This is a genomic window from Sphingomonas jatrophae (assembly GCF_900113315.1).
Lineage (GTDB): Bacteria > Pseudomonadota > Alphaproteobacteria > Sphingomonadales > Sphingomonadaceae > Sphingomonas_P > Sphingomonas_P jatrophae.
Window position 1 is genome coordinate 261,435 of sequence record NZ_FOZG01000002.1, and the last position, 14,029, is coordinate 275,463.

8 protein-coding genes and 1 tRNA gene are annotated in these 14,029 nt (G+C 64.0%); 7 read left to right on the top strand and 2 right to left on the bottom strand.

Annotated features, from left to right (window positions below):
• Positions 1–3: 3 nt before the first annotated feature.
• The gene (gene ligD / locus BM360_RS10420) at positions 4–2,577 is read left to right on the top strand and encodes a DNA ligase D (RefSeq protein ID WP_093314389.1); all 2,574 of its coding nucleotides are present in this window, start codon (positions 4–6) and stop codon (positions 2,575–2,577) included.
• 68 nt (positions 2,578–2,645) lie between these two features.
• Complete coding sequence (locus tag BM360_RS10425; protein ID WP_093314391.1) at positions 2,646–3,122, top strand: VOC family protein; 477 nt, start codon at positions 2,646–2,648, stop codon at positions 3,120–3,122.
• A gap of 41 nt (positions 3,123–3,163) precedes the next feature.
• Here BM360_RS10425 and BM360_RS10430 read toward each other — a convergent pair whose 3' ends face one another.
• A complete protein-coding gene (locus tag BM360_RS10430) occupies positions 3,164–3,415 on the bottom strand; it encodes a hypothetical protein (protein WP_093314393.1) in 252 nt (83 codons plus the stop codon).
• A gap of 155 nt (positions 3,416–3,570) precedes the next feature.
• Between BM360_RS10430 and BM360_RS10435 the strand changes: the two genes are divergently transcribed.
• The 5 genes from BM360_RS10435 to BM360_RS10455 all read left to right on the top strand — a co-directional run bounded on the left by BM360_RS10435 (position 3,571) and on the right by BM360_RS10455 (position 12,814).
• Positions 3,571–3,647: transfer RNA gene (locus BM360_RS10435), tRNA-Pro, on the top strand.
• A gap of 213 nt (positions 3,648–3,860) precedes the next feature.
• Positions 3,861–4,511: an HIT family protein gene (locus tag BM360_RS10440; RefSeq protein ID WP_093314395.1), complete on the top strand. Its 651-nt coding sequence runs from the start codon at positions 3,861–3,863 to the stop codon at positions 4,509–4,511.
• Between the two features lie 380 nt (positions 4,512–4,891).
• On the top strand, positions 4,892–5,137 hold the full coding sequence (locus BM360_RS10445; protein ID WP_131819240.1) for a hypothetical protein: 246 nt from the start codon (positions 4,892–4,894) through the stop codon (positions 5,135–5,137).
• Positions 5,134–7,644, top strand: a complete 2,511-nt coding sequence (locus BM360_RS19340; protein ID WP_131819241.1) for a nucleoside triphosphate pyrophosphohydrolase — start codon at positions 5,134–5,136, stop codon at positions 7,642–7,644. Before BM360_RS10445 ends, BM360_RS19340 begins: the two co-directional genes overlap by 4 nt.
• 472 nt (positions 7,645–8,116) lie before the next feature.
• Positions 8,117–12,814 carry a DUF3320 domain-containing protein gene (locus BM360_RS10455; protein WP_093314401.1) on the top strand — a complete coding sequence of 1,566 codons (4,698 nt, stop codon included), beginning with the start codon at positions 8,117–8,119 and terminating at the stop codon, positions 12,812–12,814.
• 202 nt (positions 12,815–13,016) lie between these two features.
• On the opposite strand, the gene BM360_RS10460 is transcribed toward BM360_RS10455, so the two are convergent.
• Positions 13,017–13,334: a recombinase family protein gene (locus tag BM360_RS10460; RefSeq protein ID WP_093314403.1), complete on the bottom strand. Its 318-nt coding sequence runs from the start codon at positions 13,332–13,334 to the stop codon at positions 13,017–13,019.
• Positions 13,335–14,029 lie beyond the last annotated feature (695 nt).

Consider the following 14,029-nt stretch of genomic DNA (forward strand, 5'->3'; position numbering starts at 1 on the left):
GCGGTGGCGCGCAAGGCCACGACCCCACCCTCCGCCAGGCCGGACGATCCGCTGGCGCTCTACAATGCCAAGCGCGATTTCACCCGCACCGCCGAGCCGAAGGGTGAGCTGGCCGACAGCGCGGGCAACATCTTCATGGTGCAGAAGCATGCCGCCACCCGCCTCCACTGGGATTTCCGGCTGGAGCTGGACGGCGTGCTGAAAAGCTGGGCGGTGACGCGTGGGCCCAGCCTCGACCCCGACGACAAGCGGCTGGCGGTCCGCACCGAGGATCACCCGCTCGGCTATGCCACGTTCGAGGGGACGATCCCCAAGGGCGATTATGGCGGTGGCACGGTGATGCTGTGGGATCGTGGCACGTGGACGCCGCATCCCGGCAAGGATCCGCGAAAGACGCTTGAGGAAGGCCACCTCCACTTCACGCTTGAGGGCGAGCGGATGAAGGGCGAGTGGATCATGATCCGCCTGAAGCCGCGCGGCCGCGAGAAGAACGAGAACTGGCTGCTCCGCAAGGTGGCGGACGACCATGCCGGCGGCGGCGACGATCTGGTGGCCCGCGCGGTGACCAGCGTCGCAACGGGCCGCACGATGGAGGAGATTGCGGCGGGCGTCGAGGCGAAGCCCGCGGCCAAGGCGAAAGCATCCGCTGCCCCGCGCGCGCGGAAGTCCGCAACCGCGGCGAAGACGCCGAGGCCCCGGGGCAAGGCCTCCAACGCGGCGCCGCCCGCCTTCCGCGATGTCCAGCTCGCCACCCTCGTCGATGCGGTGCCGGCGGGCGCCGGCTGGCTGAACGAGGTCAAGTATGACGGCTATCGCGCGCTCGTCGCGGTCGGCGGCGGCAAGGCGCGGGCGTTCACCCGCACCGGGCTCGACTGGTCGGACCGGTTCGGCAGCGTCGTCGAGGCGGCCGCGGCGCAGATCCCCGGCACGGCGCTGATCGACGGCGAGATGGTCGTGCTCGACGCCAATGGCCGCCCTTCCTTCCAGGCGCTCCAGGCGGCGCTCAAGGAGGGCGGCGATCTGCATTATTTCGCCTTCGACCTGCTGGAGCAGGATGGCGAGGATCTGACCGCCCTCCCCAATATCGAGCGCAAGGGACGGCTCGCCGCGCTACTGGAAGGCGTGCAGCCGCCGCTTCATTATGCCGAGCATATCGAGGGCGGCGGCGAGAAGCTCTTCGCCTCGCTCTGCGGAGAGGGCTATGAAGGCATCATCGCCAAGCGCGCGGACGCGCCTTATCGCGGGCGGCGCAGTCAGGCATGGCTCAAGGTCAAATGCCTGCGCCGGCAGGAATTCGTCATCGTCGGCTGGACGCCGAGCGACAAGGGCGCGCGCGGTTTCCGCTCGCTGCTGCTCGGCGTGCACGAGGACGGGCGCCTGCGTTATGCGGGCAAGGTCGGCACGGGCTTCGACGCGGCCACGCTGGCCGAGCTGTCGGCACGCCTGAAGCGGATCGAGCGCAAGACGCCGACGGTCGAGGCGCCGCGCGCGGCCGTTCGCGGCGCGCATTGGGTCAAGCCCGCGCTCGTCGCCGAAATCGCCTTCACCGAGACGACCGGCGACGGCGTGCTGCGCCACCCGAGCTTCCTGGGCCTGCGTGAGGACAAGCCCGCGGCGGACGTGACGGTGGAAACGCCCGTTGCCGTCACGCCGCCCGCGAAGGGCAAGGCGAAGGCCAAGGCACCGCCAGCGCCGACCGAGCCGGCCGACAGCTTCGCCGGCATCCGCATCACCAACCCCGATCGCGTCATCTATCCCGAGGCGCGGATCACCAAGGGGCAGCTCGCCGCTTATTATGCCGCGGTCGCGGAGCCGATGCTGCAATGGGCGGCCAACCGCCCGGTCAGCCTCGTTCGCTGCCCGCAGGGGCGGGCCAAGCATTGCTTCTTCCAGAAGCATGACGCCGGCAGCTTCGGCGAGCATGTCCACCACGTGCCGGTGCGTGAAAAGGACGGGTCCGAGCAGCCCTATCTCTATGTCGAGGACGCAGCCGGACTGATCGCCTGCGTGCAGATGGGCGCCATCGAATTTCACGGCTGGGGCGCCTCGGCGGGCGATGTCGAGCGGCCCGACCGGCTCGTCTTCGATCTCGATCCCGACGAGGGGCTGGATTTCGCCGCAGTGCGGAACGCCGCGGTGATGCTGCGCGATGCGCTGGCCGGCATGGGCCTCGTCACCTTCCCGATGGTGACCGGGGGCAAGGGCGTCCATGTCGTCGCTCCCCTCGATGCCAGCGTCGCGTGGCCCGAGGTCAAGGATTTCGCCAGCCGCTTCGCCCGCGCGATGGAGGCGGCGCATCCCGATCGCTTCACCGCCAACATGAAGAAGGTGCAGCGCACCGGCCGCATCTTTCTCGACTGGCTGCGCAACCAGCGCGGCGCCACCGCCATCCTGCCTTATGCCGCGCGCGCCCGGCCGAACGCCCCCGTCGCCGCGCCGATCACGTGGGACGAGCTGGCCGGCATGGACGCTGCCGGCCGCTACACCATCGCCGATGCAGCGGAGCTGATCGCGCGCGCCGGCAGCCCGGCGTTGCGCGGCTGGGGCGTGGCCGATCAGGCGCTGCCGCAGGTCTGATCCACAGCTGGTTGTTTTTAGTAACCGATCACGGCAAACTCGCGCCACCTGTCGAGGGAGCCGAGTCGATGTCGAAGATCAGCCCGTGCCTGTGGTTCGTCGATGATGGCGAAGCGGCGGCGAAGCTCTACGTCTCGCTCTTCCCCGATGCGCGGATCGATCGGGTGCAGCGCGCGCCGGCCGACTTCCCCGGCGGCAAGGCGGGCGCGGTGCAGCTGATCGAGTTCACGCTGGCGGGGCAGAGCTTCCAGGCGCTGAACGGCTTCTCACCGCCCGAGCCGACGCAGGCGCTGTCCCTGTCGGTCAATTGCGACGATCAGGCGGAGGTGGACCGCATCTGGGACGGCTTCCTCGCACAGGGCGGTGCGGAGATCGCCTGCGGCTGGATCAAGGATCCGTGGGGCTATCAGTGGCAGATCGTCCCGCAGAGATTGGCGGAACTGATGGCGCATCCCGACCCGGAGACCGCCCGCCGCGCGATGGAGGCGATGATGGGCATGACCCGGATCGACGTCGCCGCGCTGGATCGCGCCGTCGCCCGCTGACCTGCGGCGGAGGACGGCCGCGCCGCCCCCCGCCCCCGGGCTTACCAGCCGCGCCAGCGACGATCCCAGTTCTGCCACCGGCCGGATCGGCGCGCCTGCGCCAGTTCGCGGCGGCACTCGCGCAGCTCGCGATCGAACTCGCGGCGCGTTTCGGAGCGGCGCAGCTCGCGCCGGCATTCGCGCTGTTCCTGGCGCACCTCGCGGCGGCGATTGCCATAGCCCGGCTGGGCATCGAGGGCGGCGACGGGCAGCGCGACGGCGATCGTGCTGAGCGCGAGAAGAAGCTTGCGCATGGACTGGGTTCCTCCTGACCTGGGCACACGCAAACGGCGCGTGCCGGCCGGGAAACGTCGCCTCATGCGACCGGTTGCTACGATTGTCGCGCGCCAGCCGCGATCTGCCGCAACCGCTTGGCGGCGGACAAGATCGCGGCTAACAGCGTCCGCGTCGGGGAGTGGCGCAGTCTGGTAGCGCATCTGGTTTGGGACCAGAGGGTCGCAGGTTCGAATCCTGTCTCCCCGACCATCATCCGGAAACCGCGGTTTTCTGCGGTCTTCCACGGACCTGCTGTAGCAGGTTCTGTAGCGAGCGTTGTAGCGTGTGAGCAAACTCCAGTGCCTTGCGTGCAGCGGCGCTGTGGAAAGGGATCTCTTACCTAGGCCATGGTAGTTTCTGTTCGCGGCCCGCTGAACATCATATAACGGTCTTGCAGACGGTGGCGCACGGAGCAGATGGACGATGGTAGAAGGCACGAGGTTCGCGTGGATCACGAACGACTCGCTGCCCCGCTCGAGTGCGGAGTGGGATCGCGAGATCCTACGTAGCGAGCGATTTGTGGCCGTGCCATCAGCCGGCGCACTCGCGCCGGGCTGGACGCTTGTCGTGCCGCGTCGGCCTCTTTTGAACCTCTCTGAGACGAACCTTGCCGAGCGCGTGGAACTCGCCGCCATTGCCATCAAGGTGGCGGACACCCTCTCGAAGACGGGCAAGGAGGTGTTTTGTTTCGAGCATGGTAGTCGGAAGCCAGGAGGGCTCGTCGGGTGCGGCGTTGACCAAGCGCACCTGCATATCGTTCCACTGCCATTTGACCTGATCGAAGCTGTCACAAGTGCCGCCGACTCAGGGATCGAGTGGGAGGCTCCAGTAGCCTCCACTACGCCGTTTGATCAGCCGCCAGTTGAGGGAGACTACATACTCCTATGGCGGATGACCGATCACCAGACCATGGTGGGAAAAATGCGTCGACCAGAGTCGCAGTGGGTCCGTCGCATCATCGCGAGCGAGCTGGGGATCGGACCTGAATGGAACTACCGGACGCATCCTCAGAGGCACAACGTGCGAGAGACGCTAACAATGCTCGGGGAGCTGCGCTTCAACACGACTCGATAGCGTCGGGCAATCAGTCGCCGCGCGAGCGCGAGGACAACAAGCTAGACCATCGTCCGCTTGGCGGCTGGACCAGCCGTTACGGCGCGCGAGCTTGGTGCCAGATTAGTGCCGAGTTCGTCTACCTTGTTGCCTCACTCCTCGTATGCGCCGGAGGCCTAATCTGGGTGGCCTACCACGTAGGCCCACCCGCACCTCTCGACAATCGGCCGATCCATCTACTGGGCGTCGACTTTGTATATCCTCGGGATCGCAACTTCCTCCTGTGGATGTCTGTCGGACTTAGCGGAACCGTGGGCGGCTCGTGTTTCGCCCTGAAGTGGCTCTACCACTCGGTCGCGAAAGGCTTGTGGAACCAAGATCGCCTCCTTTGGCGTCTAATCGTGCCCGTGCTTTCCGGGACCGTCGCGGTATTCGCCTCCATGCTCGTCGCGTCAGGCCTCCTCTCGCTCATCGACACCAAGTTTTTCTCGAGCTTCTATGGCGCAGTAGGCACGGGATGGCTCATCGGCTACTTTTCAGACAATGTCCTCGCCTCTTTGCAGAAACTCGCTCACAAGTGGTTCGGGACGGTTGATGAGCCAAAAGGGAGCAGCGGCACAACAGTGACCAGCCGTGAAACCGCGTGAGAATCGGGCCGACAGAAGCTCTAGTCCACAACAAGCCGCGGCTGCCCGGCCTGCTGCTACATCCAGGACTGGCCCACGCGCCAGCGAGCACCCAGTTTGACTACTTCACGACTATCTTACATTACGGCACCAAGGTAGCCGGACTTCAGATCCTTCCGCCGGCGTGGGTGCCGCCATATGTCGCTCTCCCCGCATGGCTTTCTCAGGAGTGGGCGAATGACCCGGCAGCGTGGAAATCACGTCTAGATCGTAAAAAGATAAGCCTCGGCGAGGCACTGCGACTCGTTTCTGACAACGGAAGCATTGCAGTTATCGTGCGGTCCAGCGCGGTCGGTGAAGGACTTGAAGATCGCGGCCTCTACAAGTCACTGCGCCTAGAAGTAGGGGCGTCGGTGGCCGATCTCACAGCGGCCATGGAGACAATCTTCAGGCACTTCTCGGATCGAGCGCGGCATAGCGGCATGGGCATATGCATCCACCGCTACACTGCGCCTGATCTTTCCGGCCATGTTTCAAACGAGGTGCATCTAAGCGCCACTCGCAATCAGTGGAAATACTTCATAGAAGAGCCACTCTTCTCTCCAGAGCGTGGATTGAACTCGAAGTTTGCGCAGGCGCCAGACGAGCAGATTAATCTAAATCTTGCGTCTCCGCTTAAGGTTGGAGGAGTGCTTCGCAGGGTTTGCCATTGGATTAATGTTCGAGTGGGTGGACGATCCCACCTAGAATGGTGCGCGTCCAACGGCAAAGTTTGGATAGTTCAGCTTGATCAGGAGAGTCCTACGTCCGCTGGGGCAAACCCCCATGTGATGCCGTCGCTGCGCCACGCAGAGGAAAGCACGTCACGTTCCGCTCATGGAGACATTTTTACACTTTATAGAGTTCAAGATGACCCACCTTGGCGAAAGCTGCGGAACATTAGAGACTTCTGGACGGGCTCAGAGCCGCCCCGACATCAGTTGTTCTTCGCGGGCGGCGATGAGCTTGCGGCATTGCTCGTGCGAGAAGACGGTGCGGCCGCACTCGCAAGCGAGATTGATCGGCTGACAGGCGGTCGCGCCGTCTTACGAACCGACTGCAAAGACCCGAAGGTGAAGTCCTTTAATCTACCTCGCACCCACACGGTCAATGGCGAGACAGCTGCAAGATGGGTCAGCCAGACCCTTTCCGATCTAAGCTCAGGTGGTGTGGCGCAAGACGACATTGCGATCATCGTGCACCGATACATTCCTGCCCGCGCCGCAGCTTGGTCGTATTACTCCCCAGGGGACGACATCGTGCGGGTTGATTGTCTCTGGGGCCTGCCTGATGGCCTCCAGTTTCTTAGCCATGACTCATTCCAGCTTGATGCACGCACCGGGGAGGAGCTTGCAGCCGACGTTCGCTTCAAACCAGACTTCCTTCAGGAGCAAAACGACGGCAGTTGGCGCTACGTTCAGGTTGCAAGGCAATACGGTCGGGATCGAACGCTGTCGAGGGAAGCGCTACGCTTTATAGCTCTTGAGACAGTATCAATAGCTCGGAAGATCAAGGACCGAGCGCAAGTCATGTGGTTTTGCGATCTACCAGCCACGCTCGGCCTCGGGCAGCACTTACCTTGGTATCGCTCGCGAGAGTTTGTCGGCTTTGAAGCCGCCAAGCGCCCGCCTCTCCCTACATGCAGAGTTCGCAACGAGACAGATCTCAACACCGCATCCTTGCGCCAAGACAGATTTATCATATGGGTTGCACCTGAAGTTGAGCTAGTACGAGATGATGACCGATTCCTTGATAGGGTTATACTTCTCGCTCAAACTCGCAGCTTACCAGTTGAAGTAGCTGGCTCGGTGCTGGGCCACGCATATTACCGCCTACGTGCGGCGGGCATCTTAGTTCTCGTGCCTCACCCTAAGTATCCGCGTGTGCGAGGGAGGCATCGACATTACAAAGTTGTTCGCGACGCGATTCCTCAGAGTATCGCCGCCAAAGGTGAGCGTGTGAGCGCTGCTCGACTCTCTCGAGGCGAAAACAGAGCTGCCCTGATCGGTAAGCTATTTGAGGAAGGTCTTGAACTCAGCGCTGCCGCAACACTCCCGGAACAGCTGGAGGAGCTTTCCGACGTTCTCGAGGTGGTGCGAGGGCTTGCCTCTACCAGCGGCATCGAATGGGAAGATTTGGTCTCCGCAGCTACCGAGAAGCGTCTGAGACGCGGCGGGTTCGAGCACCAAACCGTCCTGCTCGAAACGGCGCGACCGATGCCGAGCCCGGTGCGCGCCGATAGCGTGGTCAACCAAGAGAGCCAGCCGTTGATTCAGTTGCGAGACCTCGGAGCTGTGCATGTCGAAGGAGGCAACGCTTCAATCTCCTTCTCCAAGCTTTTATCCAGCAGCGGTCTCGAGGTTGAGCTCACGGTCGAGGGCCGCCCCATTAGCCTAGCGGTTGCTCTTAAAGGAGCTGGCTTGCGGTTGGTAGCCAGCGGCCCTCAGCGCGCGGAGGATGAGCCAGACTCACAGCTTCCTCTTTTCTAATGGCCTCTGAAGTGGGTAGGAAAGATTTGGAACGCTGGCGGTCATGCCATCGGCGCGCCTATGGATGGCAGGCAGCCGAAAGCCCACGCCTGATCGGCAGCACCCGGGTGGCCTACTCACCCGTTTTCTAGGACTTCTCTTGACGGTAGGTTGAAGCGGCGTGGATGGCGATCATGTCCCTAGCGAACGGTAGACGCTTGCACGTCCGATTCCGAGCCGCTTGGCCTGTTTGACGAAGCTTGAGCGCGTCCCTGTGAGCATCCCAAGCGTCCGGCTGGGGTGCATCGGCCGCTGCCAAAGGGCTGTTTCGGTCTTTTCCTTCTACAAAGACCGAGCCATGCTGACGTGGGGCGGCGATCATCAAGTCGATTGCGTTCGCTGGGGGAGGCTGCATGAGCGATGGTGGTGGTGCCGTGAGCGAACGGTTCGAGCATTTGATTGATATGGTTAGCACGCTCGAGAACGCAACACGATGACGACGACCGCTACCGCTCCTTCTACTTCATCTGCTGATCCCACCCGTCGCGCCGTCCAACGCCTTTTTGACGAAACCCGTCGACGGCTGGTCGAGACGGGCACGCGCAACCGGCTGGTGCACGTCAATCGGGCAAACACGCGCGGCAACGTGGTCAACGTCATCAACGAGCGATCGGACGACGTCTATGCGATCCTGTCCGGCGGTCGCGCCATGCGTTTCCGTGCGCTTGGCCACGATCGGCATGCGGCTGGCGAAGTTGTCTTGGCCGATGATCACGACGACGCGATTGGTGAAGGGCGCTACACCGACAACCAGCTTGAGACGCGGCTGGGACCCGACGCGCTTGCCAAAAAGCTGCTGAAGATCGCGCGCGAGGCGAAGACCGCCGAGGAGGAGCAAGGCGTCAACATCCTCTACCTGGCGCTCGGCTTCGCAACATGGTTCGAGGACAAGACCTCCGATGTCCCTCGCGAAGCCCCCCTGGTCCTGCTCCCGGTCGAGCTCAAACGCAACGAACGCAGCTCCACCTACGAGCTCCGCGTTCGTGACGAGGAGGTGATGACCAACCTGCCCCTTCAGCAGCGTTGGGCAGACGACTTCGGCATCAAGCTGCCCGAGATCGACGTGGCGGAAGAGAGCTGGCGACCATCGGACTACCACCGTGAGGTAGAAACCATCGTTGCCAGTCGGCCGGACTGGCGTATCGATCGGGACGCCATCCAGCTCGGCTTCTTCTCCTTTTCCAAGCTCCTCATGTATCGAGACCTCGCGCTTGATGCGTGGCCGGAAGACGAGCTTGGTGCACACGAACTGACGCGGGGACTTCTTTACGAGGGTTTTGAGCCCGAGCGCCCGCTGTTCGGGCCTGACGACCGACTCGACGTTGTTCTCCCGCCCGAAAAGATTTTTCACGTCGTGGACGCGGATGCCAGCCAGGCCAAGGTGATCGAGGAGGTTCGTGCCGGCCGCAACCTGGTGGTTCAGGGGCCGCCCGGCACTGGCAAGAGCCAGACCATCACCAACATCGTTGCGGCGGCAGCGAAGGAAGGGCGCACCGTCCTGTTCGTGGCGGAGAAGATGGCCGCGCTATCAGTAGTCCACGACCGGCTGGTAAAGGTCGGCTTGCGCGACCTGATCCTGGAGCTGCACAGCCGGACCGCGAACAAGAAGGCCGTGTTGGGTGAGCTCGCGCGGACGCTGCTGGCGGGGCAAGCCGTTCCGGGTGTTCCGAGCGCCCCCACGGAGCTCCGCGAGGCCCGTGATCGGCTGAATGACATAGCCGCGGCGTTGCATCAGCCGATCGGCAAGTCCGGCGAAACAGCATATACTGTGCTCGGCCGCCAGGCTCGGCTCGTCGGTGCAGGAACGCCCCCGCCGACACTTGATGCGTCCACCCTCGTAACCATGACGCGCGCCGAAGAGGACGTTGCGGTTGCGGCGCTCGCCCGGTTTGCGGCCCTGATCGAAACGGCGGGCGCACCCGAGCACCACCCTTTTGCAGGCGTGGGCGCGCTCGATCTACAGCCAGTGGCGCTGACCCGATTGGTGGACGAGCTGCGGCGTGCCGGGCAAGCTGCTGATGAGCTCCGCGCCGCGCTCGACACGCCGATGACCGCGTCCAATGTGGCAGGACCGCGAGCCGCTGACCAAGTGGAAGCGGTTGCCGATCTGCTTAGTCGGTTGGGAGGGCTTGCGCCTGACGACCGCCCCCTTGCGGAGCGCCTGATCGACAATCGCGATCTTGCCCGCCTGACCGACGCACTGGACGCGTCGGCGGCCTGGCAGAAAGCCCGCGAGGCAGCGCGGCCCGCCTTCGTCGACGCGGCGTTCTCGACCGAAGTCGGCCCTTTGCGTGCGCCGCTGGTTGCTGGGGCAAGCTCGTGGTTCGCGCGCTGGGGGTCCGCCTATCGCGGGGCCTCGCGGACGTTGGGTGGGCTGCTGCACGCAGCGCTGCCCAAGCTGCCCGAGGAACGGCTGGGCCTTGTTGACCAGCTTTGCGACGTTCAGTCGCAGCGGCGCTCCTGGGCAGATGACGAGGCATTCCTGGCCTCGTCGCTTGGGGACAGCTGGCGCGGCGAGAGAACCGACTTCGCCCGTGTCGCCACCGTCGCACGCTGGTGCGCCCGGGCGCGTGGCGGTGCGATGTCTGTCGCGGGCGACCGGCTCATCGCGCTGGCGTCCGAAACGGCACGCCTCTCGCAGATGGTTGAGGCGTTACGACGTGGCGCGGCGGAGATCACTCTGCTCGAAGCAGTTTGCCGCACGCTGGCCCTCGCGACAGATCACGCTGCGGCTTCGGCCGAAGCCGACCTTGCTATCCGAGCCGCTCGCTTTTCTGCCATGGCGGACTCGATCGATCGTTATGGCGAGTGGACCGCTCTATGCCGTGCTCGCGAGGCTATCGAGCGGATCGGCCTTGAGGACTTGGCCGCCCGGCTTGCCGATGGCACCTTGGCCGCCTCGGCAGCCGCAGACGAGCTGCGGTTCGCCCGTGCGGAGCGGTTGTGGGACGAGGCGTTGGCCCACAACCCTGTGCTGGCGTCGTTGCGTGGGCTGGATCGTCACGCGCTAGCGGCCGACTTCACCTGGCTGGAGCGCCGCCGTCTCAAGGAGAACGTCACCACTATTCTCGCCGGCCACCTGGAGCAGCTGCCACAGGGCGCGCAGGGGGAGATGAAGACGCTGCGTGGCGAGATCGGCAAGAAGCGTGCGCACATGGCATTGCGGCGCCTGTTCAGGGAAGCGCCGGCAGCGATCCAGCGGATCAAGCCCGTCCTTCTGATGAGCCCGATCTCGGTGGCGCAATATCTCACGCCCGGCACCCTCTCCTTCGACCTTCTCGTGATCGACGAGGCGAGCCAGGTTCGCCCGGAGGATGCGCTGGGTGCCATCGCACGCGCGCGCCAGATCGTGGTCGTCGGCGACCAGAAACAGCTTCCGCCATCGTCCTTTTTCGATCGGCTGCTCGCGGACGACAGCGGCGAGGGGGCGACGGACGAGCCGGAGGAAGACGCCGAGGATCTGCTCGGCGGTGCAGCCTCGCTCGGTGAGCTGGAGAGCATCCTGACGCTGTGTGAGGCGCGTGGCCTGCCCTCCCGCATGCTGAAGTGGCACTATCGGTCTCGCGATCCGTCGCTCATGCGCGTGTCCAACGCCGAGTTCTACGAGCACGGCCTCGTCCTGCCGCCATCGCCATTAGAGAAAGATCCCGGCTATGGCCTCATCTTCACGCAGGTGAACGGTGCGTATGACAAGGGCGGGCGCCGCGACAATCGGCGGGAAGGCGAGGCGCTGGTCCGGCGCGTCGCCGAACATGCGCGATTGACGCCGGATCTCTCGCTCGGGATCGTCACCTTCAGCCATGCGCAGAAGAACACGATTGCCGAGCTCCTCGAACTTGCCCGCCGCTCGGACACAGCGCTTGACCGACTGCTACGTGAGGGCAGGCAGGAGGACGTATTCGTCAAGAACATCGAAAACGTGCAGGGCGATGAGCGGGACGTGATCCTGATCAGCGTCGGCTATGGCCCGACCGAACCGGGCGGTCGCATGATCGGTGCGAGCTTCGGTCCGGTCAACGGCGAAGGCGGCGAGCGCCGCCTCAACGTGCTTTTCACCCGTGCGCGGCTCCGCTGTGAGGTGTTCGCTTCGTTCGATCCGTCGGCCCTCGATGTAAGCCGAGCATCGCGTGAAGGACCGCGCATCCTGAAGCGCTTTCTCGACTACGCCAAATCCGGGCAGATGGACGAAGCGACAGTCACGGGGATGGCCGCGGACTCGCCCTTCGAGGAAGACGTCGCGGAGGTGATTCGCAGCCTCGGCTACCTCGCTGATCCACAGGTGGGGTCGGCCGGCTTCCGCATCGACATCGGCGTGCGCCACCCCGATCAGCCGGGCACTTACCTGCTTGCCGTGGAATGCGACGGTGCCGCCTACCACTCCGCGCTATGGGCACGGGAACGCGATCGGCTTCGCCAGGATGTGCTGGAACACCTCGGATGGCAGTTCCACCGAATATGGAGCACAGACTGGTTCTACGATCGCCGCAGCCAGATTGAGCGGCTGCGCTCAGCACTGGAGACGGCGCGCGACGCCGCCGGCAAGCCGGTGGCTATCGCGGGCTCGAACGACAGACCGATCGTTGTTGAGAGTGTGGCGGAGGTAGAGTCGTATGTCCTGCCCGAGCCCGCGGCTCGGGCCATGCCACCTTACGTCCGCGCGCAGCCGAGGGCTACAAGCGCTGCTGAACCGCATGAGGCTCCACTTGCGACTTTGATCCCGCTGGTGCGGCAAGTCGTAGAGATCGAAGGCCCTGTCCATCTGGAAGAGGTCGCACGACGCATCGCTGGCGCGTTCGGCAAGAAGAATGCGGGCCGCAGGGTTCTTGCGGCGACGCGCAATGCGCTAAGCGCCGCGCGCCGGACAGATCCCGTGCTACGGCTTGATGACGACTTCTGGTTCACAGCTGGGCAAGCAGCCGCCCCGCCCGTGCGCGATCGCTCAGCCGAAACCGGCGCGACCTGTAAGGCGGATATGCTGTCATTGATCGAGATACGGGCGGCCCTAACCTTGGCGCGCGAGGACAATCCTGGAGGCGACAGCGAAGACCTCGTCAGAAGCGCCGCACGTCTGCTTGGATTCCGCCGGGTCGGACCTGAGATTGCGGCGCGTCTTCGCGAAGGCCTTAGCTGAAAAAGGTATGGAGCCGCCGTCTTCCCACCAGCGCTGGTGAGTCTCGCACGCTACCCACCCATGATGCCGCCATGTTTCGTTCCACACGCCTGTGGATGGCGGGCAGCGGGGGAAATATGGCTCATCGGCACCATCCGGGTGATGTGGTCGCCCGTATTCGAAGACTTCGCTTGACGGCAGGTCGAAGCGGCGTGGATGGCGATCACGTTCCCAGCGCACGATAGACGCTCGCACGTCCGATCCCGAGATGCTTGACTATCTCAGTGGCACCCAAGCCCTGCTTCCGGAGCGCCCGAGCCGCATCGATCTCGACCGAAGGTTTGCGACCCTTGTAGACACCAGCGGCCTTGGCTTTTGCGATTCCCTTCATCTGCCGTTCGCGGCGTAGGGCTGTCTCGAACTCGGCGAACACGCCCAGCATCTGGAGGAAGGCCCTACATGCCGGCGTGGACGTATCCACTGGCTGCTCGGTCGCCTTCAGGTATGCTGAGCGGGGCGGATGCGCGATCAGCAGCGACATAGCCGCGCTTGCCGTTTTCAACCATAAAAAGCTGAAAGTCCATCAACTTAGCACCAACTTCCGTCAACCTTGCCCCGTTTTTGACACCTGGCTCAAAGCCGCAGAACTCCTGAGTTTTCCAGACTCTTCCGTGTAGGGCAGAAATGTCGCGGAGCGTGCGAGATGATCTCGCGTGCCCTTTCGACCCGTATCTTGACGCTAAAGCTCCGGCCGGCGCTCAGGTTCGCGCCGCTGCGGCGTTCGCCAGCAAGTCGCCCAGATAGCCCGCAAACAGGGGCTAGGGCATCGCAGCGGGCGCAGGGTCAGGATAGCCCTGCGGTCCTAAGAACATCTCTGGCGGCTTGTTGCGGCTCGCCACGTTGGCCAGTGGAGTCGCCGAGCGGCATCGACGATCAAAGCGGTTGTCCCCGCCTTCCACAGCCATCCAGCCTTGCTAGGTTGTTCGTGATATGTTCACAGCGGTGCATGGGAGCGAACAGCCGACCAAAGGCGATTGGCCACTTCGCCTGGCGCGACGCAGACGTTGGCGTGGAGTGCCTTCGCTGGGGCTTGATCTCCGTCTATTGTGACTTCGAGGTTTTCGCCGGCTTTCGCGAGCGCGGATGGTCGGTAGCAGCTGACGACGCCATCAAGCGTTTCCGATGTAGCTGCGGGAGCCATGACGTGCGCTTCCATCCCATTGCAATCGGCATGCG